The organism is Streptomyces sp. NBC_01003, from assembly GCF_045162695.1.
Classification (GTDB): Bacteria; Actinomycetota; Actinomycetes; order Streptomycetales; family Streptomycetaceae; genus Streptomyces.
Genome location: NZ_CP108707.1, coordinates 691968 through 712620, shown reverse-complemented (window position 1 = coordinate 712620; position 20653 = coordinate 691968). Strand labels below are relative to the sequence as shown.

General features: G+C 69.2%; 21 protein-coding genes. 10 read left to right on the top strand and 11 right to left on the bottom strand.

The annotated features are described in order from the left end of the window. Positions 1-175 precede the first annotated feature (175 nt). Positions 176-916 carry a carbonic anhydrase gene (locus tag OG698_RS03430; protein ID WP_406101329.1) on the top strand — a complete coding sequence of 247 codons (741 nt, stop codon included), beginning with the start codon at positions 176-178 and terminating at the stop codon, positions 914-916. Between the two features lie 53 nt (positions 917-969). Here the strand turns inward: OG698_RS03430 and OG698_RS03425 are convergent, their stop codons facing one another. Next, positions 970-2088: an FAD-dependent oxidoreductase gene (locus tag OG698_RS03425; RefSeq protein ID WP_406101327.1), complete on the bottom strand. Its 1119-nt coding sequence runs from the start codon at positions 2086-2088 to the stop codon at positions 970-972. Between the two features lie 146 nt (positions 2089-2234). Here OG698_RS03425 and OG698_RS03420 point away from each other — a divergent pair, with 146 nt between their 5' ends. Then, a complete protein-coding gene (locus OG698_RS03420; protein ID WP_406101326.1) occupies positions 2235-2906 on the top strand; it encodes a TetR/AcrR family transcriptional regulator in 672 nt (223 codons plus the stop codon). 80 nt (positions 2907-2986) lie between these two features. Here the strand turns inward: OG698_RS03420 and OG698_RS03415 are convergent, their stop codons facing one another. After that, positions 2987-3466 (bottom strand): sigma factor-like helix-turn-helix DNA-binding protein, encoded by a 480-nt coding sequence (locus tag OG698_RS03415; RefSeq protein ID WP_406101324.1) that lies wholly within the window; start codon positions 3464-3466, stop codon positions 2987-2989. Positions 3467-3551: 85 nt separating this feature from the next. Here OG698_RS03415 and OG698_RS03410 point away from each other — a divergent pair, with 85 nt between their 5' ends. Beyond that, the gene (locus OG698_RS03410) at positions 3552-4808 is read left to right on the top strand and encodes an FUSC family protein (protein ID WP_406101322.1); all 1257 of its coding nucleotides are present in this window, start codon (positions 3552-3554) and stop codon (positions 4806-4808) included. 15 nt (positions 4809-4823) lie between these two features. Here the strand turns inward: OG698_RS03410 and OG698_RS03405 are convergent, their stop codons facing one another. Continuing rightward, entirely contained in the window at positions 4824-5390 is a 567-nt protein-coding gene (locus OG698_RS03405) for a TetR family transcriptional regulator (RefSeq protein WP_406101321.1), read from the bottom strand. A 104-nt stretch (positions 5391-5494) separates the two neighbouring features. Between OG698_RS03405 and OG698_RS03400 the strand changes: the two genes are divergently transcribed. Continuing rightward, entirely contained in the window at positions 5495-6418 is a 924-nt protein-coding gene (locus tag OG698_RS03400; protein ID WP_406101320.1) for an SDR family oxidoreductase, read from the top strand. Between the two features lie 412 nt (positions 6419-6830). Here the strand turns inward: OG698_RS03400 and OG698_RS03395 are convergent, their stop codons facing one another. From OG698_RS03395 to OG698_RS03380, 4 genes are all read right to left on the bottom strand, one after another. Further along, entirely contained in the window at positions 6831-8165 is a 1335-nt protein-coding gene (locus OG698_RS03395) for a wax ester/triacylglycerol synthase domain-containing protein (protein WP_406101319.1), read from the bottom strand. An 89-nt stretch (positions 8166-8254) separates the two neighbouring features. After that, positions 8255-9541 carry a glycosyltransferase gene (locus OG698_RS03390; protein WP_406101318.1) on the bottom strand — a complete coding sequence of 429 codons (1287 nt, stop codon included), beginning with the start codon at positions 9539-9541 and terminating at the stop codon, positions 8255-8257. Positions 9542-9695: 154 nt separating this feature from the next. Beyond that, complete coding sequence (locus OG698_RS03385; protein WP_406110815.1) at positions 9696-10622, bottom strand: alpha/beta fold hydrolase; 927 nt, start codon at positions 10620-10622, stop codon at positions 9696-9698. A gap of 252 nt (positions 10623-10874) precedes the next feature. After that, on the bottom strand, positions 10875-11909 hold the full coding sequence (locus OG698_RS03380; protein WP_406101317.1) for an alpha/beta hydrolase: 1035 nt from the start codon (positions 11907-11909) through the stop codon (positions 10875-10877). Positions 11910-12098: 189 nt separating this feature from the next. Here OG698_RS03380 and OG698_RS03375 point away from each other — a divergent pair, with 189 nt between their 5' ends. After that, positions 12099-12509, top strand: coding sequence for a hypothetical protein (locus tag OG698_RS03375; protein WP_406101315.1), 411 nt, complete (start codon positions 12099-12101; stop codon positions 12507-12509). A 27-nt stretch (positions 12510-12536) separates the two neighbouring features. Here the strand turns inward: OG698_RS03375 and OG698_RS03370 are convergent, their stop codons facing one another. Beyond that, on the bottom strand, positions 12537-13271 hold the full coding sequence (locus OG698_RS03370; RefSeq protein ID WP_406101314.1) for a FadR/GntR family transcriptional regulator: 735 nt from the start codon (positions 13269-13271) through the stop codon (positions 12537-12539). A 4-nt stretch (positions 13272-13275) separates the two neighbouring features. Then, positions 13276-14607, bottom strand: a complete 1332-nt coding sequence (locus tag OG698_RS03365) for an enolase C-terminal domain-like protein (protein WP_406101312.1) — start codon at positions 14605-14607, stop codon at positions 13276-13278. Between the two features lie 226 nt (positions 14608-14833). Between OG698_RS03365 and OG698_RS03360 the strand changes: the two genes are divergently transcribed. From OG698_RS03360 to OG698_RS03350, 3 genes are all read left to right on the top strand, one after another. Further along, entirely contained in the window at positions 14834-16159 is a 1326-nt protein-coding gene (locus OG698_RS03360; RefSeq protein WP_406101311.1) for an MFS transporter, read from the top strand. Next, complete coding sequence (locus tag OG698_RS03355; RefSeq protein WP_406101309.1) at positions 16134-17078, top strand: fumarylacetoacetate hydrolase family protein; 945 nt, start codon at positions 16134-16136, stop codon at positions 17076-17078. The genes OG698_RS03360 and OG698_RS03355 overlap by 26 nt, the downstream gene beginning before the upstream one ends. A 146-nt stretch (positions 17079-17224) precedes the next feature. After that, positions 17225-17866, top strand: a complete 642-nt coding sequence (locus OG698_RS03350; RefSeq protein WP_406101308.1) for a class I SAM-dependent methyltransferase — start codon at positions 17225-17227, stop codon at positions 17864-17866. A gap of 42 nt (positions 17867-17908) precedes the next feature. On the opposite strand, the gene OG698_RS03345 is transcribed toward OG698_RS03350, so the two are convergent. After that, positions 17909-18325 (bottom strand): VOC family protein, encoded by a 417-nt coding sequence (locus OG698_RS03345; RefSeq protein WP_406101307.1) that lies wholly within the window; start codon positions 18323-18325, stop codon positions 17909-17911. A gap of 152 nt (positions 18326-18477) precedes the next feature. Between OG698_RS03345 and OG698_RS03340 the strand changes: the two genes are divergently transcribed. Further along, the gene (locus tag OG698_RS03340; RefSeq protein ID WP_406101306.1) at positions 18478-19020 is read left to right on the top strand and encodes a DUF1707 domain-containing protein; all 543 of its coding nucleotides are present in this window, start codon (positions 18478-18480) and stop codon (positions 19018-19020) included. Between the two features lie 70 nt (positions 19021-19090). Here the strand turns inward: OG698_RS03340 and OG698_RS03335 are convergent, their stop codons facing one another. Continuing rightward, complete coding sequence (locus OG698_RS03335; RefSeq protein ID WP_406101305.1) at positions 19091-20044, bottom strand: DUF5996 family protein; 954 nt, start codon at positions 20042-20044, stop codon at positions 19091-19093. 496 nt (positions 20045-20540) lie between these two features. Between OG698_RS03335 and OG698_RS03330 the strand changes: the two genes are divergently transcribed. Next, entirely contained in the window at positions 20541-20621 is an 81-nt protein-coding gene (locus OG698_RS03330; RefSeq protein WP_227300733.1) for a tryptorubin family RiPP precursor, read from the top strand. Positions 20622-20653 lie beyond the last annotated feature (32 nt).

Below are 20653 nucleotides of genomic sequence, written 5' to 3'. Positions count from 1 at the left end.
GAGCTTCTCTACAGCCGGCACAGCCCGCATGGCCCGCGCTGTAGCCCGCCCGGTGGCAAAGTGCCGCGTGCCCGCTCGTGCCTGTCGTCAGGTCACCCGCACCTGGCAGCACAATCGCCCCTGTCAGAACACACGGGCGTGTGTGAGCGGCACGCGGCACCGAGGGGAACGACCGATGGACACAGCAGCATCTCCGGACCGCAGGCTTCTGCTCGCCGGCGCACTCGCGAGCGCCACGGTCGCGCTCGCGGGGTGCACACCGACCAAAGCCGTCACGGCACCGACCAGCAGCAGCGCCACGTCGATGCCGAGGCCCTCCACGCCCGAGGCGGCATTCGCGAGACTGATGGAGGGCAACAAGCGCTGGGTGAGCGGAGACCTCCAGCACCCCGACCGGGATCCGGACCGGCGCGAGCTAGTGGCTCAGCAGCAGGAGCCGTACGGATCGGTCCTCTCGTGCATCGACTCCCGCGTACCGCCCGAGCTTCTCTTCGACACCGGGCTCGGCGACCTCTACGTCATGCGCACGGGCGGCGAGGCGGTCGGGCCCGTCGTCACCGGCTCCGTCGAGTACGGGCCCATGACGAGCGGCACCCCGCTCATCGTGGTCCTCGGCCATCAGCGCTGCGGCGCCGTCAAGGCGGCGTACGAGTCCCTGCGCGACGACAAGCCGCTGCCGGGCAACCTGCAGGCGATCGTCGAGGCTCTGCAACCGGCATACAAGCAGGCGGTCCGCGAGGGCGGCGACGACCCGGTCGAGACCATGGCCCGCGCGCAGGTCACCTTGACCGCGACCGGACTGCGCACCAACAACGACCTCGCCCCTCTCGTGAAGAAGGGGGACCTCGCCGTCGTGGGCGCCTACTACTCACTCGACACCGGCAAGGTGGAAGTTCTGACCGGAGCCCCCTCCTGAACAGATCCGCCCCGAACCGATCTGCCCTGAACAGACCTGCGCCGCAGACCACTTCAGCCGGTGAGGAAGTCGATGAGGCTGTGCGGTGCCCGGTCGTCGAGGCAGAGCGCCATGAGCAGCCGCGCATCCTCGGCTTCCGACTCGCTGCGCGGGAACATCGCCTCTTCGTAGGTGGCGAGTGCCGCTTCGATGTCGTCGGGGTGCGCGGCGATCGCCTTCCCGAGCTCGGCGCCGTCGAACATCGCCAGGTTCGCGCCCTCGCCGGACGGCGGCATGAGGTGCGCGGCGTCACCGAGAAGCGTCACTCCGGGCACGCGGTCCCACCGGTGCCGGGTCGGGAGCGTGTGGATGGCGCGCGGGACCGGTGCCGTCTCGCCGTCGGTGATCAGCGCGGTGAGCTCCGGCGCCCACCCGTCGAACTCGGCCGCGACGCGAGCGGTCGCGGCGGTGACGTCGGTGAAGTCGATGCCCGAGATCCACTCGGCGGGGCAGTTCAGCTGGACGTACGTGTGAAGGATGTTCCCCGCCTCGCGGTGCGCGGAGATCCCCTTGCTCGGGGCGGGCGCGAACATCCCGCCGTCGCCGACCGCTTCGGCCGCCGCGGAGTGCCGCTCGTCCGCGTCGTACAGGTAGGTCTCGATGAACGTCGTACCTACGTACTCGGGCTCGGCGTCGGAGAGCAGCGGCCTGACCCTTGACCAGGCGCCGTCCGCGCCGACGAGGAGTTCGCTGCTCACGCTGGAGCCGTCCGTGAATTCCAGTTCGTGCCGGCCGTCACCGAGTGCTGAGACGCCGGTGAGCTTCTTCCCCCACTGGACCGTCCCCGCGGGCAGGGAGTCGATGAGGATGCGCCGCAGGTCTCCGCGGAGCACCTCGGGCCGCCCGCCGTTGCCGTCGTCGGGTTCGTCGAGGAGCACCTTGCCGTGCTGGTCGAGCACGCGCGTGGCCTCGCCGCCCTCGTGGATGATTGCGCGGAATTCCTCGGTGAGGCCAGCCGCCTCCAGCGCGAGCTGCCCGTTGTAGTCGTGGATGTCGAGCTGGCCGCCCTGTGTGCGGGCTTCGGCCGAGGGCTCCGCCTCGTAGACCGTCGCGGGGATGCCGTGGACGTGGAGGACGCGGGCGAGGGTCAGTCCTCCGAGGCCGGCGCCGATGATCGTGACGGGTGTGGTCATGGTGGTTCCTTGCCTGTCGCACGCCCGCTGGGCGGGTACCCGGCAGGTCATCTCATCTCTGGAATGTTGTTCCAGCGTGAGCCTGGAACCTTGTTCCAGAGATGTCAAGCTGGAACGGGGTTCCAGGCGTGTGCCAGGATGTGAGCATGGCAACCAGGACGCGTCGTCCAGAGCGACGAGAGAAGCCGCTCTCCCGCGAGCGCATCGTCGAGGCCGCGATCGTTCTTCTCGACACGGCGGGCGAGGGCGGGCTCACGTTCCGCGCGCTGGCCGAGCGCCTAGCCACCGGGCCCGGCGCGATCTACTGGCATGTCGCGGGCAAGGACGAGCTCCTCAGCGCCGCCGCCGATGCCGTCGTCGCCGGTGCCATGACCGCCGACACCGCCGATTCCACTCCGCAGGACTCGATCCGCGCCCTTGCTCTCGGCGTGTTCGACGCCATCGACGACCACCCGTGGATCGGCGCCCAACTCGTCCGGGCCCCGGGTCGGTCGCCGATGCTGCGGGTCTTCGAACACATCGGGCGCCAGGTGCAAGCGCTCGGCGTACCCCCCACCGCCCAGTTCACCGTCGCGTCCGCACTGTGGAGCTACATCCTCGGAGTGGCCGAACAGAACGCGGCCAACGCCCGCTCGGTCCGGCCGGACACGGACCGGACCGAGTTCCTGACCGCCGTCGCGGACGCATGGGCAAGCCTCGATCCCGACGAGTACGCGTTCATCCGCAGCGTCGCGGGCCGGCTGCGCGACCACGACGACCGAGCGGAGTTCCTCTCCGGAATCGACCTCATCCTCACCGGAATCACCGCCGGTCCATAGCCGACCGACCGGCGCCGGCCACGGACACCCCTACCTCACGTGTCCGGGCTTGTCGACGTTGAGGATGGCGTAGAACGCGATCACGTGATCGCGGCCCACGCCCGGGCGCAGCGCAGCCCTGACCTCGCCGCCGTCGTCGTTCCAGGCGACGACATCCTCGGCCGACAGGTCGCTCGGGCCCGTGAGATCGCCGCCCCTCGCGGCTTCCAGGAGCGCGCGAGCAGTTCGGCGTGGTCGTCCTCGGAGAGCGTGAACCTGTCGCGGACCGAAGTGACACGGCGGCCCGCACGATGGTGCATCTGACGGCAGTTCGAGACGGTGGTGTCCAGGACACGCGCGATCTCGTCGTACGACAGCTCGAAGGCCTCCCGCAGGACGAACACCGCGCGCTCGGACGGTGACAGACGCTCCATCAGATGGACGGTCGCGAAGGCCGCGGTGTCGCGGAACTCGGCCTTGCCGAGCGGGCCCAGGAGCCGTCGGCGGTCTAGATGGTGCCGGGTCCATAGTGGTGGCGGCCGCGCGCGGACCGTGCCGCCCGCGTCGGCGGCCGTGCACACGGTGGCCGCCCGCGATCTCGTCCTGCATGACCCGGGCGGTCTACGCCGCCGGGAGGCGCCGTACGGATTGGGGAAGGGACTGAAGATGCGTCTGGTACCCGAGCGGCTGGCGAAGCTGCTGAGCCGTGTTCCGAGCGGGCGTCAGCTCGTGAAACGGCTGCGGCACCCGGTCGCCGTGCAGACGCTGAGGGCCACCGCCGCGGCGACGATCGCCTACGTCATCGCCCTGCGCCTCAGCCGCGAACCGGCCCCCCTGACCGCCCCCCTGACCGCTCTCCTGGTCGTGCAGGTGACCCTGTACGCGACCGTGAAGATGAGCATCCGCCGCATCAACGCCGTGGTCGTCGGGGTGTTCATCGCCATCGGCTTCAGCGCCTTGGTAGGGCTGACCTGGTGGAGCCTGGCGCTGATCATCCTGGCCTCACTCACCATCGGCCCCTTCGTGCGCGCAGACGAGTTCGTGCCCGAGGTGGCGATCAGCGCCATGCTCGTACTCGGCGTCACCCGAGTGGCATCGAGCGCATGGGACCGCGTACTGGAAACCCTGATCGGAGCCCTGACCGGGCTCGCCTTCAACCTCTTCTTCGCCCCGCCCCTATGGGTGGACACCGCGGGCGAGGCCCTGGAGGACCTCGCCCGGCGCATGCGTCGACTGCTGCTTGACCTGAGCGACCAGCTCGACGATGAGACCCCCTGGCCACTCGCTGCGGCACGGCTCCACGAGGCGCGCCGCCTCGATCAGGACATCGCCGACGTGGACGCCTCCCTGCGGCAGGCCGAGGACAGCCTCCGGCTCAATCCCCGGGTACGGGAAGGGCGACTGCACCGCGTGGTGCTGCGGACCGGCCTCGACACGCTCGAAATCTGCACCGTCGTGCTGCGCGTCATCGCCCGGACCCTCACGGACCTGGCCAAACAGCGTGACGAGGAGCGGCTGCTCGAACCCGAGGTGTCGCACGCGATGCGTGATCTGTTCGGCCATGTCGCGGACGCCGTCGTCAGTTTCGCCGTACTCGTCGGCACCGGAACCAGCTCGGAATCAGAAACGGCCGAGGACCGCCTGATCAGCCACCTCGCCGCCGCCAATGCCCAGCGCGAACACGTCGCGCGACTGCTCCTGGACACCGTCCAGGACGACCCGAGCCAGTGGCAACTGCAGGGGGCTCTGCTCACCGAGATCGACCGCATCCTCGCCGAACTCGACACGGAACACCGGACACAGCGCCTGATGGAGGAACTGGACCGCAACGCCCAACAACTGCACGAACGCTTCCCGTCGCTCGCCGGCGTGCAGCAATGGGCACGCAAGTACCGGCCTCGCGTACGCCGAAAAGGTGCGTGACGCAGGAGAGGCGGGCTAGTTGCCCGTCAGCGCCTTCCTGAGCTCGTCCAGTGATTCCCGCATGAACTGCGACATCTCACGTTCCTCGGCCGCGCCGATCCACCGCTCGAAACCCACCTTGAAGACGGCGACGCCCGCCTCGGCGGTCAGGCTCGCGGCCGGTTCCGCCACGCCGCGTCGGCGCAGGGTGTCGGCGAGCGCGGCCGACATCGAGGCGAGCTTGATGAGCTCGCGCTCCTGGAGCTCCGCGGTCGCCATGATCACGGCCTGACGCTGCCGCGCGAAGTCACGGCGGTCAGTGAAGAACTCGGCGACCGTGTCGAGGCCCACGGCCACCGCGTCGATCGGCGCCGCAGACTTCGGAACGTCGGCGACCGCTTTCACGAGCGCCTCCTCCAGCCGGCTGGAGCCGGCGAACAGGACCTCGCGCTTGTCCGCGTAGTGCCGGAAGAACGTGCGCTCCGTGAGTCCGGCCCGTTTGGCGATCTCCGCCACGGTCGTCTGCTCGAACCCGCGCTCGCTGTAGAGCTCCAACGCCGCGTTCGCCAGACGCCCACGCGCGTTCGGCTCCCATCTACCCATGGCCAGATCTTACGTGATGACAGTGAATGACATCAGGTGTAGCGTTGATGACAGGCACTGACATCACTGTGATGCCACCTGCCATCGACTCCTTGGGGTTTCTCATGCGCATCTTCATGACCGGCGCGTCCGGCTGGATCGGCTCCGCCGTCGTTCCCGAGCTCATCGACGCGGGGCACGAGGTCGTCGGGCTGGCCCGCTCCGACGCCTCCGCGGCCGCGCTCACCGCCGCCGGGGCCGAGGTCGTGCGCGGCACCGTCGACGACCTCGACGTACTGCGTGAGGCGGCCGCCGCGTCGGACGGGGTGATCCACCTCGCCTTCAAGCACGACATCGCCTTCACCGGTGACTTCCTGGGGGCCGCTGAGGCGGATCGCCGCGCTGTCGACACCATCGGCGCCGCACTCGTGGGCACCGACCGGCCCTTCGTCATCGCCTCCGGGGTGGCCGGTCTCGCGCCCGGGCGGGTGTCGACCGAGCACGACAAGGCCACGAACGACGGCTCGCCGATCTCCATCCGCGTGGCCACCGCAGATGCGGTGCTCGCCCTCGCCTCGCAGGGCGTGCGCTCGTCCGTGGTGCGGCTCTCTCCCACCTGCCACGGTGACGGGGATAACGGCTTCATGGCGGCGCTGGTCGCCACGGCCCGCGCCAAGGGCGTCTCCGGCTACCTCGGCGAGGGCGCCAACCGCTGGCCGGCCGTCCACCGGCTCGACGCCGCCCACCTGTTCCGCCTCGCGGTCGAAAAGGCCCCCGCCGGATCGGTGCTGCACGGCGTCGCGGAGGAGGGCGTCGCAATCCGCGACGTCGCCGAAGTGATCGGCCGTCACCTCGACGTGCCGGTGACCTCCGTGGCTCCCGAGAACGCCGCCGAGCACTTCACCTGGCTCAGCGCCTTCGTCGGGATCGACGCCCCGGCGTCGAACACGCTGACCCGCGACCTGCTGGCCTGGGAGCCGACTCAGCCCGGCCTCCTCGAAGACCTCGACAAGGGGCACTACTTCCAGGCGCCGGCGACCACTTCCTGACGCGAGCCACGGGGACGGCATCGACGCATGCGCACGCCGATCGCGGCACAGCCCAGTGACCTCGTCTCACGTGGAACGGTCGCTGCGTGGGCGGAACATCTGCTCAACGGCCTGCTCCATGAGGAAGGTCTTCTCCGCCCGAGAACTCCTCTTGATGAGGGCACTCACCCGCCGGGCTCCTTGATGACCGACAGGAGACCCACCAGGAGGGCCGGCAACGGCAGTCGCGGGGCAGGGACTTCGTCCTCGGAGGAGACCTGCGGCCGACGTACGACCGAGACATCGACGCGATCCGATGACCCACTGTCGTACGAGTTTCTCCTGTCCGGGCTTACGGGCGAAGGGGTGTACTCCGACACCCGGCACCTCGACTCCACCGACGCCGGCAGACCCCCTCTCTTCCTGGAGTCGTTCAGTTGGCCAGGGCGCGGACTTCGTCGTGGATTCGTTCAGCGAGTGCTTGGCCCAGGTGGCGGTGGTTGTGGTCGGTGATGGCGGTGACGACGGACGTGCTGCCGTGATGGATGGCGGTGACTGCGATCGGGTGGCCCGGGCCGAGCGGTGGGATGCCTGCCATTGCCGTGAGTCGCGCCGGTCCGAGGGTGAGTTCGCCGGCGTGCGTGGACACGCTGCTGCAGAGGAGGGAGAAGTAGCGGGGTGAATCGACGTAACGGCCCGCCGCGTTGGTCAGAGGGGTGATCTTGCGTGGTCGTGACGAGACGACGGCGGCCTGGGCGCGTGCCCTGGCACCGATGGCGCTTCGCCGGATGAAGGAGTCGACGGCGGCGAGTCTCAGCCGCGCATCCCGCTGCCGGGGGAGTGGCACCCGGACGGTGGCGTAATGGTTGCCGAGGAGTTGTGACTCCTCATCGGTGCGTACGTCGACGGGTACCAGGGCGCAGATGCCGGGCAACCTCGGCAGTGGCCGACCGGTGATGCCCATCGTTCGCAGCGCTCCCGCCGTGGCGGAGAGGAAGACCGCGTTGGTAGAGGCGCGTTCGCCTGACCCGGCGGAGCGCAATGAGGCGCGGGCGGCGTCGAGTTCCTTGCGCGGCACCTGGCGGAAGGACAGGACGCGGTGAGGGTCCACCGGACCGTGAAAGGGCAGTGGAGATGCCTTGGGGATCAAGTCGCCTAAATTCCAAGCTAGTTGACGGACGCGGGAGGGTGCGTCCGCTGTCGCCGGGCCGCCGGCTCGCGGAGGGCTCAGGGCGCCGGTTTCGTCGAACAGGGCGCGGAGCAACGTGGCGATCGACCTGCCGTCGAGCAGTGCGTGATGGGCGCGGAACAGGAGGACGAAGCCGCCCGTGGTGGGGATGAGGTGCAGCTGCCATGGCGGGCGGAGTGGGTCGAGTGGTGTGGTGAACAGGGCTGCGATGTGCGCTTCGAGCCCGGCCGTGGTGACGTCGCGGCTCTCGGCGATGTGGTGATCGGCCTCGAAAGGCCCGCCGGTCGACCACAGCGGCCAGGTGTCGCACGTGGGATCGGTCTCGGGTGCGCTCGGCATCTGCCGTAGCCGCTCGTAGCGCGCAAGCCGGTCACCGGCCAGGCGGCGAAGGGCTGACAGTGTGGGGGGAGGGCCCTCGAACCAGGCGAGCAGCGCCGCCGTCATGTTGGAGCCGCCGCTGCTCTGCTGGCGGTGCATCCAGGCGTCCAGCGGTGGCATCGGGGTGCCGGGGTGCGAGGTGTCGTGTTCGGGTGATGCCAACGGCGTGGCGAGGTGTGGTGGCGGGGCTTGTTGCGACATAGGGAATCCTCATGCTGATGTTGGCGGTGGCCTGCTCCGTTCGGTGCGTCCGGCGAGCGCCGGGCCGGCGCTCGCACGGATGACCCGGATCAGCCGAGCGCGGCGACCGCGCGGGCGACGGCCCCCGCTCCGTCCTCGTGCGCCAGTCGTACGGCCGCTGCCGCGGCGTTCCGCGACAGCGCACAGTCCTGGGTCGCGCGGGTGAGTGCGTAGGCCAGCCGTGCGGCGGTCAGTTCGGTGCAGGGGAGTGCTTCCGCACTCACCCCGAGCTGGACGAGTCGGGCGGCCCACCAGGGCTGGTCGGTCATGACCGGGACAGGCACTGCCGGAACCCCCGCCCGAAGACCGGCCGCGGTGGTGCCCGCGCCCGCGTGGTGGACCACCGCGGCCGTCTGCGGCATCAGCCAGCTGTGCGGGATCTCGCCGACAGTGATGACGTCGTCGTCGACCACCGAGAGACCGGCCCAGCCCGACTGGACGACCCCACGCAGCCCTGCGCGCCGAAGAGCCTGCGCTGCGATCTGGCCGAGCTCCTCGGGGTCACCGGGCATCATGCTTCCGAAACCGATGAGTACCGGGGGTGGTCCTGCGGCCAGGAAGTCCCTTACCAGGGTGGGTGGTTGCCAGTTCGGGCACTCGTGCGGCCACCAGTAGCCGGCCACGTGCAGTCCTTGCCGCCAGTCCGCCGGGCGTGGAACGACCCAAGGGCTGTAGCCGTGCCAGATCGGCCACTGGTTGCGCTCGCGGACGCCGCGCAGGCGATGGGCGCTGCGGTGGCCGACACCCAGGCGGGTGTGAACGGCGCGATTGGCCGTGCGGTACAGGGTGTCGACGAGGGCGTTCGCGGCGTGGCCCCGCAGGCGGTTGGTGCGGCCTGGGCCGTGCCAGGCCATCGTGCACGGGGCGAACTCGGCTGTGGGTACGTCGGGTTGAAGGAAGACACCCATGGTGGGAATGCCGTGGTAGCGCCCGATGGCCGCGCCGATCGGGGCCGCGATGGTCGACAGCAGGATGAGGTCGGCCTTCGGATCCACTGCGGCGAGGATGGCGTCCACCAGCGAGAGCATGGCCTGTTCGGTCGACCGGACGAGCGACCGTAGCGACTTGAGCGCCTGGAGCTGAAGCGAGCGGGGAGTGCCCGACGGATGCGCTGCACCTTTGGCGCCGCCGTTGGCGCGCCTGTGGGCGCCGATCAGCGCCTCAAAGGGGTCGGCTTCGAGCGGCTCCATGCGAAGTCCGCAACAAGCAACCATCGGGGCGAACTTGGCGTGAGTGACGATCTCGACGGTGTGCCCGTCGGCCAACAGCCGATGTGCGAGGCCGGTGTACGGGGCGACCGAACCGGTCGAACCCACCGTGATGACTTGGATGCGCATCGAGTGCGGGTCCCCTTTCGACCGGAGTCGCGCAGCCCGGTGTTCCTGCCAGGTCGTCGGGCTGCCGCGACTCGCGTTCTTCCATACGCCACCAACGAGCACGCGGACCGGGAGTCACATGATCAAGTAGCGCCCGGGACGCCGCCGGGCGTTCTCACCGTGCTGGGCAGGGCGCGGAAGTCCGCTCGACTTCGCGGCAGTACGCGAGCTGTTCCAACGCCTCGCCCGCCAGGAAGTGTGTGATCAGATCGGCGAGTTCGACCGGTCGCTCCAGCGGAAGCATGTGGTCGGCGTCCGCGACCTGCGTGAACCAGCTGTCGGAGCACGTGGCGGCGAGATGTCGGCACAGGTCCGGAGTGGTGAACGTGTCGTGCTCCCCGGTGGCGACCAGCACCGGCATGGCCGGAGGCCGGCTCGTGTCGAGCATCTCGTGCCTGAGCAGACGCATCGTGTTGGCGAGGTGCTTCGCGACGTCCTCCTCGCTCAGGTTGAGCATCCGGCGCATCAGGAAGCGGCGAACCCGGGAGCCTGCGGTGACGGAGTCGATCTGGTCTGCGTTGACCATGAACGCGACCGTCTCCTCGGCGAACTCCTCCATACGTCGCTCCACGAGCAGGTCCAGAGTCCGGCGCATGGCTACCTGGGCGTGCCCGGGAATCGACGTCATGGTGCCCACCAGCACCATCCTCTCGACCAGTTCCGGCCGCCGCTGCGCGAGGCGGTAGACAATCGCCGTGCCGTAGGAGCCGCCCACGAGATTGACGGAGGTCAGCCCCGACTCGTCGAGCATGTGCCCCAGGGCGTCCGCTAGGAAGTCCGCACCATGACGGTCGGGCAGGACGTTCCCGGCACCCCATCCCGGCAGGTCGACGGTGAACACGTCGACGTGCGCGAGCAGTTCACGCTCCAGACGGCCCCAACTCTCCTTGGTCTGGAACGCGCCGCCGACCAGCACCAGCGGTGCGATACGCGGCGCGGCCGCCCGGACCAGCCGCGACTCACAGCGGTATCCCTCCCACTCGTGGCGGGATACGAGAGCGGATCGGGTGCGGGTGTTCGGGTCGGCGAGCGCCGGGGACATCAGAGACACGGAGCCTCAACCCCCGTTCCGTGCACCAGGTCCCGTGGCGGGCCGCCTCGGCACCTTCGCCGCGTGGTGGATCCGGCCCAGGTCCCGAAAAAACCGTGCATTGACATGCCATGAAGATATCGTTCCGAACGGAACATTCCGTTCCATTCGCTGGATAGTGGTCGAGCCGTGGCATACCAACTCTCTAAGGTCGCAGACTTGTTCCCCCGACGCCGGTGCGCAGTCGCAAGCGCAAGCGCAAGCTCAAGTACGGCGGTCGGCGAGCAGGCGCTGGAGCCATCGGGTGCGTGCGTCGCGTGCGTCCCGGCTCACGGCCGCCTTAGGCGCCAGGCTGTCGAAGCCGTGGTAGGCGCCGGGCCATACGTGCAGTTCAGCCTGGCCGCCGGCCTGCCAGATCGCGTTCGCGTACGCCACACCCTCGTCCCGGAACATCTCCGCCGACCCGACGTCGAGATACGCCGGGGGGAGTTGTGACAGGTCCGTGGCACGGGAGGGGGCCGCGTACGGAGGCAGGTCCTCAGCACCGGAGAGGTCACCGAGCAGTGCCTGCCACGCGGTGGCGTTCGAGGTGAGGTCCCAAAGCCCGAGGCCCGACATCTGCTGACTGGAGAAGGTGCTGCCGCGGTCGTCGAGCATGGGGCACAGCAGCAGTTGCCCCAGCGGCTCCGGACCGCCGCGATCGCGGGCCAGCAGGGCGAGGGCCGCGGCGAGCCCGCCGCCGGCGCTCTTGCCTCCGATGATGATGCGCTCAGGGTCGACGCCCAGTTCGGCCGCGTGCTCGGCCGCCCAGGCAAGCCCGGCGCAGCAGTCCTCCAGCGGCTGCGGGTACTGTGCCCGCGGCGCCAACCGGTACTCGACCGAGATCACGGCCATGTCCAGCGGAAGCGCCCACTCGCGAAGAATCCGGGGAAGCACGGACCATGCGTTGCCCATGACCATCGCGCCGCCGTGCATGTAGTAGAGCAGCGGCAGCGGTCCGACGAGCCCGGACGGCCGGGCGGTCACGAGCGTGACCTCCGGCCCGCCGGGCGGTCCCGGTACGCGTAACTCCGTCACCTCGAAACGGCCGTCCGCGCGAAGATCCCCGACGGTCGGCCTGCGCCGGGCCGTGACATCCCGCTTCTGCCGGGCCGCAAGATTCTCCGGTGTGAGCGGCTCCCTCGACTCCTTGTCCAAGTCGGCGAGTGCGAGGCTCAGTTCGGGGTCGAACGGGGGCACCGCCATGGGTGTCGGGGCCCGGCCGGACTGCGATTCCGAGCGCGCGCGGCGGTCGCTCATGACCCACCCCTTGTCGGACTGCGGAACGATCGCCTGAGACCCATACAACGCAGCCAACCACATTGATTCGACGGGGGAGATGGGGCCGTTGTTCATTCCTGCGAGTGAATTGATGAATGGACGTCTGAACGGTCGTCCCGGCGGTGCGCTGTGCTGGGTCAAAGGACGACGGATGCCGAGGGGGAGCGTATGCGCGTCGCCGTGCTGTGTGTCCGGCTGGTCACCGCGAGCCTGGGCGGATCTCTGGCCATGGTGTGGATCCGCCACGGCGGGCTGCAACTGCGCACGCCGGGCGTGACGCGGCTGCCGCTGTGGCTCGTCCTCGGCCACATCGCCCTGGCCGTCGCCGGACTTGCCGCCTGGACCGCGTACCTCCTCGGCAACGCGCACGGCTCCGCGTGGGCCGCTTGTGCCGTCGTTCCGACCGTCGCCGCCTTCGGCTTCATGATGCTCTTCCGCGGGCTGCCCAGCCGGGGGAGACACTCGCAGGGCCATGCCACCGCCGAACGGAACTTCCCGCTCACCGCGGTCGTCGCCCAGGGCATGAGCGCCGCCGTGACGGTGCTGCTGGTCGCGCTCGTCGTCCTGGGGCGCGCGTGACACGAACAGTGGCGGGGTCCCCCTCCCTCAGGAGCGCTCCCGCACCGCGTCCAGGCGGTCACGCACCCAGGCATCCACGTCGCTGACGTGCCGGCTGGCCGCGGTGAAGGCGGCGAGGCTGTCGTGGTCGCGCAGCGCGCGGTAGATGTCCATGTGCTGCTCGTGGGTCCAGGCGAGTACGTCGGACTTGATCAGGGCCCGCCAGATACGGGCCCTGGCCGTCTGCTGGGTGACCGAGGAGAGCAGCGACTCGAGGGTGCGGTTGCCCGTCGCGGCGACGATGTCGGCGTGGAACGCGAGGTCTTCGCGGACCAGCTCCTCCGGGTCGTTCAGCGTGCGCATGCGCTCGATCCGCTGCTGGAGACCATCGAGGGTGGCCGCGTCGATCCGGGTGGCCGCGAGCGCGGTGGCGCCCGGCTCGATGACCTTGCGGCACTCCAGCATCTCGTCGAGCCCGGTGTCGTTGGCGAGGTCCAGGAAGCTGCCGATGGCGCGCACCAGCCGGTCCGGCCGCAGATCCGTGACGAACGTGCCGTCACCGCGCCGCACATCGAGGACTCCGGCCATGGCGAGCGCGCGTACGGCTTCGCGGAGAGAGGGGCGGGACAGCTGCAGCTCGTTCGCGAGCGCGGTCTCCGGGGGAAGCCGCTGCCCCGGCGCGAACTCGCCCGATTCGATGCGCTTCTTGAGCCGGCTGATCGCCACGTCGACGACACTGTGCCCGCTCTCGCCGAAGCCGTCCGCATCCCTCTTCGTTGACATGAGGTCAGGATCCCATCCGGTCGGCCTCGCCCCAGACCGGGCCGGTGGGGTAGCGGTAGGTCTCCAGCGTCTCGCGGCGGATCTGCGCGCTGTAGCCCGGAGCCTCGGGCACCAGGTAGCGCGAGCCGCGGATGCGCACCGGGTCGTGGAAGTGCTCGTGGAGGTGGTCCACGTACTCCACGACGCGGTCTTCCATCGAGCCGCTGACCGCCACGTAGTCGAAGATCGACAGGTGCTGCACCAGCTCGCACAGGCCGACGCCGCCCGCGTGCGGGCAGACCGGCACATCGTGCGCGGCGGCGAGCAGCAGGGCGGCGACCGCCTCGTTCACGCCGCCGAGCCGGCAGGCGTCGATCTGGCAGATGCCGATCGCCTTGCTCTGCAGGAACTGCTTGAACATCACGGCGTTGTGGGCGTGTTCACCCGTGGCCACGTGGATCGGCGCGATGCGCTGCGCGATGGCGGCGTGGCCCAGGATGTCGTCCGGGCTCGTCGGCTCCTCGAACCACCAGATGTCGAACTCCGCGAGCGCGTCCGCCCAGGCGATCGCCTCGTCCACACCGAGGGTCTGGTTGGCGTCGATCATCAGCCTGCGGTCGGGGCCGATGATCTCGCGGGCGATGCGGCAGCGGCGTATGTCGTCCTTGAGGTCGGCGCCGACCTTGAGCTTGACCGCGTCCCAGCCATGCGCGACGGCCTCCTTGCACAGCCGGGCGAGCTTGGCGTCGTCGTAACCGAGCCAGCCTGCGCTGGTGGTGTACGCGGGGTAGCCGTGCCGGCGCACGTACGCCTCCCGTTCGGCGCGGCCCGGCACTCGGGACTCGAGGAGTTCGAGGGCGGCCTGCGGAGTCAGCGCGTCCTTGAGGTAGCGCCAGTCCACCAGATCCACCAACTGCTGCGGTGAGAAGTCCGAGAGCAGCTTCCACACCGGCTTGCCCGCCAGCTTGGCGGCCAGATCCCAGGCGGCGTTGACGACCGCGGCCGTGCCGAGATGGATCGCCCCCTTGTCGGGGCCCAGCCAGCGCAGCTGACTGTCGCCGAGCAGATGGCGGGAGAAGCCGCCCAGGTCGCTGACGACCTCGGCGACGGACATGCCCACGGCCCGCTCGCCGATCGCCCGTGCGGCCTGGACTGCGAGGTCGTTGCCGCGGCCGATGGTGAAGGTGAAGCCGTGCCCGTCGGACACGTCCGTGGCCTTGTCGCCGCCAGCCACGCGCAGCACCACATACGCCGCCGAGTAGTCCGGCGAGTCGTTCATCGCGTCGGAGCCGTCGAGATCCTTGGACGTGGGAAAGCGGACGTCGATCGTTTCCACATCGACGATACGAGCATTCATCGGCGGTCACTCCTGTGTGTTCCGGCGGATTGATGGCCAAGATGTCAGATGTCTGCCGCGCTCGCCAGATGTTTCGCTCAGATCATCTCGTTAGTTCCCAGGTATTGCCCGTCAGTTGGGCCATCGCTACGGTCCAGTGGTCAGATGTCTACGGCGCCCCCGGGCCAGACATCTGACAGACAGCCGCAACCCCTACGCGAGTCAGCGTGGACCGCAGGGAGGTCCGATGAACACGGTGTCCACCGTGGAGAACGTGCGCCGGAAGGTGTCCCGGCGCTTGCTCCCCCCACTCTTCTTGATGTTCGTACTGAGCTTTCTGGACCGCACGAACGTCGCGCTCGTGAAACCCCACCTCGAGGCGGACGTGGGTATCGACGCCGCCGCCTACGGCCTCGGCGCCGGCGTCTTCTTCGTCGGATACGCCGTGCTGGGAGTCCCGTCCAACCTCGCTCTGCACCGGATCGGCGCCCGCCGCTGGCTGGCCGGCCTCATGTTCGTATGGGGCCTGCTGTCCTGCGCGATGGCACTCGTCAACAGCCCCACCAGCTTCTACGCGTTGCGCTTCCTGCTCGGTGCCGCCGAAGCCGGCTTCTTCCCCGGCGTGATCCTCTACATCACGTACTGGTTCCCGGCCGCCGACCGCGGCAAGGCGACCGGGATGTTCCAGTCCGCCGTCGCCATCTCCAGCATCATCGGCAACCCCCTCGGCGGCTATCTCATCGGGCTTCACGGCCTGGCCGGGCTCGACGGCTGGAAGTGGATGTTCCTCCTGGAGGGCGCGCCCACCGTCCTGCTGGCAGTCGCCGTCCCCTGGCTCCTCACCGACCGCCCGGAACAGGCGAGTTGGCTGACGAGCGAGGAGAAGGTGCTCCTCACCGACCGCATCGCCGCGGACCGCCCGGACCCGAGCATGCGCTCACCGCAGCGCGCCCGCGCCATCATCGGCGACAGCCGGGTGCTCCGGCTGATGTTCGTCTACTTCGCGATCCAGATCAGCGTGTACGGGGTCACCTTCTGGCTGCCGGCGTTGGTCGGCCGCATCGACGGTCTCGGCGATGTCGGCATCGGCTTCGTGTCCGCTCTGCCCTGGGTGTTCGCCCTGCTCGGCGTGGTGATCCTGCCCTGGTACTCCGACCGCACCGGCGACCGGCGCGGGCCCCTGCGGCTCGCCCTCGTACTGACCGTCGCCGGACTGCTCGGCGGCGTGCTCCTGCCGCCGGTGCCCGCGGTCGCCGCCCTGTGTGTCGCCGCCTTCGGCTTCCTGGGCGCGCAGCCGGTGTTCTGGACGGTGCCGCCCACGATCCTCGCCGGCATCCAGATCGCCGGCACCATCCCGCTGATCTCCGGCTTCGGCAACCTCGGCGGTTTCGTCGGCCCGTATGTGATGGGTGCCGTTGAGTCGGGTACCGGTTCGGGGGCCGGCGGCCTCTATGTCATCGCGGCGATCGCCGCCGCCGGGGCCGTCGTGGCCACCGGTTTCCACTGGGTGGGTCAGACCACCCGAACTCCCGTGGAGGGGAACGAAAATGACGCGCATCGTGCGCTTCGCTGACGACACCGGAACCGTACACACCGGAGTCAGCGACGGGACCGGAACCATCCGCGCTTTCGAAGGCGCCCCGCGCGTCGCCGACCTGCTGCGACTTCCGGCAGCGGAACTGCGCACGCTGACGGAGGCCACCGCTGCCTCCACCGGGCCCGGCTTTCCGGTGGGCGACGTCCTGCTGCTCCCGCCGCTCGACGGCCTGATGGAGCTGTGGGCCGCCGGCGTCACTTACGAGCGTTCCCGGGACGCCCGGGTAGCGGAGAGCACCGAGCAGTCGGTGTACGAGCGGATCTACGACGCCGAGCGTCCGGAGCTGTTCTTCAAGTCCCAGCCCTGGCGCGTCGTGACCGACGACGAGCCGATCGCCGTACGGGAGGACTCAGACCTCGACGTCCCCGAGCCCGAACTCGGCCTCGTGCTCAACCGGCATGGCGAGACGGTCGGTTACGTGATCGTGGACGACGTCAGCTCCCGTTCGATCGAGGGCGAGAACCCCCTCTATCTGCCCCAGGCCAAGATCTACGCCGGAAGCGCGGCGGTGTCCGCAGGCATAGCGCCCTTCTGGGAGATCGAGGACGCGACCGCCCTGAAGATCGCCCTCGTGGTGCGGCGGGGCGGGTCCGTCGCCTACGAAGCGACGACCACCACGGCCTCCTTCCACCGTCCGCCGCAAGGGCTGGTGGACCATCTCTGGCACTCCCAGCCGTTCCCCGACGGCGCGGTGCTGTCCACCGGCACCGGCATCGTGCCGGGACTCGACTTCACCCTCCGGGGCGGCGACGTCGTCGAGATCACCATCGACGGCGTCGGAAAGCTCTCGAATCCCGTCCTCGGGGACCAGGCAGAGCTGGACTGGCTGGTCGAAGCGATCGACCGCCCACTGACGCGGCGTGCGCACCGAAAGGGGCTGAGCGGGGGCCGGTGACCGATGTGTGTGCGGCGGCGGCCTCGGGGTTCGGCTGCATCAAACTGCCAGCAGATCAAGGGAGTTGACCCACTCATGGGGTCCCTGAGAGGGGGGAGGCCCACCGGCGGGGCACTTGTCGGCGCGAGGCTCTAGTGTCGTCGCTTGTGACTGAGACTCCCGCCCACCACAATGCGACAGCGGACGCCTACGACGCCGTGGCCGTCCTCTACGCCGAACTCGTCCGCAACGAGCTGGACACACAGCCGCTGGACCGCGCGGTGCTCGCCGCGTTCGCCGAACTCGTGGAGACGAACGACGGCGGGCCCGTGGCCGAGCTGGGCTGCGGCCCGGGCCGTGTGACCGCGCACCTGCGGAACCTCGGCCTCGATGTCTTCGGCATCGACCTGTCGCCGGCGATGATCGATCTGGCCCGCGAGACCTACCCGGACCTGCGGTTCGAGGTCGGCTCCATGGACGCCCTGAGCCTGGCCGACGGCTCGCTGAACGGCATCGTGTCCTGGTACTCGGTCATCCACACCCCACCGCAGGACGTGCCCTCGTACTTCGACGAGTTCCGCCGTGTTCTCACGCCCGGCGGCCACCTCTTGCTCGCCTTCTTCGAGTCCGGGGACGATCCGGTCACGGAGTTCGACCACAAGGTGGTGACGGCTTATCGGTGGCCGATCGACGACCTGGCGAAGATGGCCGCCAAGGCCGGGTTCACCGAGGTGGGCCGGATGCTGCGCGAGCCACGCGAGGGTGAACGGTTCCGCCAGGGGCGTCTGCTGATGCGTAGGGGCAGCTGACGCACACCTCTCGCCCGCGAATCGCCCGGCATCTGTGGCTGGTCAGGCGCCGGCCTCGCTGATGTTCACCATCCAGGTGATGCCGAACTTGTCGTTGCACATGCCGAACACGTCGCCCCACATCTGCTTCTCCAGCGGGACCGCCACGTTGCCGCCGGCGGACAACTTCTCCCAGTAGCCGCGGAGCTCGTCGGCGTCGTCGCCGCTCAGACTCACGGAGAAGTTGTTGCCCTGCTTGAGCTCCATGCCCGGAGGGTTGTCCGCGCCCATGAGCGTGAAGCCGTTCGGAGCCTCGAGCATGCCGTGCATGACCTTGTCGGCGTACCCGGGAGGCGTCTCGGAGCCGAATGAGCTGTACGTGTTCACCGACAGTTCGCCGCCGAAAACGCTCTTGTAGAACTCCATGGCTTGTTTGGCATCACCGGCAAAGCTGATGTACGGGTTGAGTAGAGAGGCCATGAGGGATTCCTTTCGTGACGTTTTGTCAGAGGTGCACACTAGTCGCGCTCCGGCTGCTCAGCAGGGAAGGGCGCAGACCGATTTCCCGGGGCCAGGCCCTGGCCGAGTGGATTCCTCGGCGGCAGCGGAATTCCCGACACTAGAGTGAAACGGTGAATCTCCCGCAGGAAAACCCGGCACGCCCGATCAGCGAAGACGACCGCAACACAGCTGTGCAACGTGTGCAGGAGGCGTACGCCGAGGGTCACCTCTCGCATGAGGAGATGGACGAGCGGCTGCAACAGGTGCTCACCGCCAAGACGCACAGCGACCTCGGGCCGGCTCTTGCCTCGCTCCCGGAGGAGGATGCGGGCACCTCGTCCACGATCGGCGCCCTGGGCGGACGGATCCAGCGGCGCGGAGCATGGCGGGTCCCTCGGAATCTCAGGGTCGAGTCCGCGTTCGGAAGCGTGCGCCTGGACCTGTCCCGGGCGGTCTTCGAGCATCCGGCAGTCGACATCGAGCTTCAAGTCGGCACCGGCAGGGCCAGGATCACGGTTCCTCGCGACGCGATCGTCGACGTCGAGGGTCTGCACACCGGGTGGAAGGACCTGCGCTACAAGGCGCCGCGGAGCTCCGGCAGGGGCGGGCCGAGGATTCGGATCTCTGGGACCATGGGGTTCGGCCGGTTGAAGATTCGCCACGCCCGGCGTTGAGGGTCATCCGGTACTGCGACCGTCTCGCACTACGACCGTCTGGCGCCGAAGCCGTCTGGTGACCTCTGGTTCAGTGGTCCCGGCCGCGGTCGGCTGCTGGTGGTGTCGTGCTCATGCGCCAGCCGTCGCAGCGGGGTCCGACCAGGTCGGCCGGCCAGCCCGCCGTTTCCACGGCCGCGTCGTAGACGGAGTCGCCGAAGGCCACGATGGACTGGTGCGGATCGGCCATCTCCCTGAGCGTGGTCCATGGCAGCAGGGCCAGACCCGCATCGGGATTCCAGGCCGCGCCGTCGACACCCCAGGACCGGCCTTCGAGACCCTCCGGCTGGGGCCAGATGTACGCGTACATAGCGGCGTTGGGCGACTTGGCGTCCCCGAAGGTGAATCCGACCGACACGTACTCGTCGCGCGCGGCGTTCTGCATGAATGCCGGAGTGCCAGCCTCCGGGGTGGCTCGATGCGCCCGGTAACGCGTGGCGGACAGATCGAAACCGCCCCACATCACACCGACCCGCGGGCGATGCCCCTCGAAGGGCGCCTGCCACGTCTCGAGCCCGCCGGCCGCGAGGTTGAACGCCGTCCACATCAGCCGAGCCGCGTCCCCGTCCCAGGTACGTTCGGCCTCATCGTCCGCGAAGGTTCGCGGGGCACCCGGGATCTCGCAGATCAATGACGTGCGCGGTGGGCGCACACCGAGCGCGGCAGCGGCGTCGCAGAACGACGTGTAGAAGGCGGCGAGGGACCCGTTGGACACGGGTACCGTCACCGAGCCCCGGTCGGACTCGATGACCACGTCACCGTCGAGGAGCCGGTAGTGCACCTCGAAGGTCACTCCCTGCCGCCGATGGGTCGGCGTCCGGAGCCCACGGGAAGTGACATCGAGAACGATGTTTCCCCAGCCGGTCTCGAAGGGCTCGTCCAGGGTGTACTTGCCTCCGACCTGCACCAGCCGGTTGACGTAGCCGACCATCGGCGCCAGATCCTCGTAGACCAGCTCCGGCCACGCAGTACGTCGTTCGCTCATGGTGAGCCTCCCGGCCCGTCGACGGGATGGGCAAGACGGGGAGCGGCGCCGCCGGGCGACTTCCCCTTCACGGCGCCCCAACGCCGTCCGGGATGCCTTCGTACGACCCGGAACCCATTTTCGCACGCAGGTCACGGCGCTGCCTGCTCGGCGGCGAGGGCTGCCCATCCGGCCAAACTGGCCGCGGTGGGAACGTCGCCTTCCACGGCCCTGCGCTGTGCACCGTCCCCTTTCCGGGTCTCACCCGCAGCGCCGCGACCAGGGTATGAAGCGAACTCGGCGACCCTTCGAGGCCGCACCCGGTTCACGTAGAGCGCCGTTCGCGGAGGGAAAACAAAGGTCTGAAAGTGGATATGCGAAACGCTCTTCGGTGAATTGATGGATTGGCCGTTGATCACGGCAGGGAAGGTTCACCGCGCCACCGGCATGCGATCTTCACCGGCTCACCCCGGCACCCGTCGCGTGTCTTCCTTCCGCCCTGAGAGGGGGTGCAGTGATGAAGCTTCTCTTCGCTATCCGCAACAAGGCCGCGGCCCGAAAGTCCCTGAAGGCGAGCGCCTGGTACCTCTGGTACTGATCCGGCACGCCTCCACCCGCCCCCGCTGTGCG

What these genes read in the sequence shown, in the direction of transcription:
- OG698_RS03405 (WP_406101321.1), bottom strand. Translation starts at nt 5,390, where the DNA reads ATGGGTAGATGGGAGCCGAACGCGCGTGGGCGTCTGGCGAACGCGGCG.
- OG698_RS03365 (WP_406101312.1), bottom strand. Translation starts at nt 14,607, where the DNA reads ATGAATGCTCGTATCGTCGATGTGGAAACGATCGACGTCCGCTTTCCC.
- OG698_RS03430 (WP_406101329.1), top strand. Translation starts at nt 176, where the DNA reads ATGGACACAGCAGCATCTCCGGACCGCAGGCTTCTGCTCGCCGGCGCA.
- OG698_RS03410 (WP_406101322.1), top strand. Translation starts at nt 3,552, where the DNA reads ATGCGTCTGGTACCCGAGCGGCTGGCGAAGCTGCTGAGCCGTGTTCCG.
- OG698_RS03335 (WP_406101305.1), bottom strand. Translation starts at nt 20,044, where the DNA reads ATGAGCGAACGACGTACTGCGTGGCCGGAGCTGGTCTACGAGGATCTG.
- OG698_RS03345 (WP_406101307.1), bottom strand. Translation starts at nt 18,325, where the DNA reads ATGGCCTCTCTACTCAACCCGTACATCAGCTTTGCCGGTGATGCCAAA.
- OG698_RS03330 (WP_227300733.1), top strand. Translation starts at nt 20,541, where the DNA reads ATGAAGCTTCTCTTCGCTATCCGCAACAAGGCCGCGGCCCGAAAGTCC.
- OG698_RS03385 (WP_406110815.1), bottom strand. Translation starts at nt 10,622, where the DNA reads ATGTCCCCGGCGCTCGCCGACCCGAACACCCGCACCCGATCCGCTCTC.
- OG698_RS03395 (WP_406101319.1), bottom strand. Translation starts at nt 8,165, where the DNA reads ATGTCGCAACAAGCCCCGCCACCACACCTCGCCACGCCGTTGGCATCA.
- OG698_RS03390 (WP_406101318.1), bottom strand. Translation starts at nt 9,541, where the DNA reads ATGCGCATCCAAGTCATCACGGTGGGTTCGACCGGTTCGGTCGCCCCG.
- OG698_RS03380 (WP_406101317.1), bottom strand. Translation starts at nt 11,909, where the DNA reads ATGAGCGACCGCCGCGCGCGCTCGGAATCGCAGTCCGGCCGGGCCCCG.
- OG698_RS03370 (WP_406101314.1), bottom strand. Translation starts at nt 13,271, where the DNA reads ATGTCAACGAAGAGGGATGCGGACGGCTTCGGCGAGAGCGGGCACAGT.
- OG698_RS03420 (WP_406101326.1), top strand. Translation starts at nt 2,235, where the DNA reads ATGGCAACCAGGACGCGTCGTCCAGAGCGACGAGAGAAGCCGCTCTCC.
- OG698_RS03355 (WP_406101309.1), top strand. Translation starts at nt 16,134, where the DNA reads ATGACGCGCATCGTGCGCTTCGCTGACGACACCGGAACCGTACACACC.
- OG698_RS03375 (WP_406101315.1), top strand. Translation starts at nt 12,099, where the DNA reads ATGCGCGTCGCCGTGCTGTGTGTCCGGCTGGTCACCGCGAGCCTGGGC.
- OG698_RS03400 (WP_406101320.1), top strand. Translation starts at nt 5,495, where the DNA reads ATGCGCATCTTCATGACCGGCGCGTCCGGCTGGATCGGCTCCGCCGTC.
- OG698_RS03360 (WP_406101311.1), top strand. Translation starts at nt 14,834, where the DNA reads ATGAACACGGTGTCCACCGTGGAGAACGTGCGCCGGAAGGTGTCCCGG.
- OG698_RS03425 (WP_406101327.1), bottom strand. Translation starts at nt 2,088, where the DNA reads ATGACCACACCCGTCACGATCATCGGCGCCGGCCTCGGAGGACTGACC.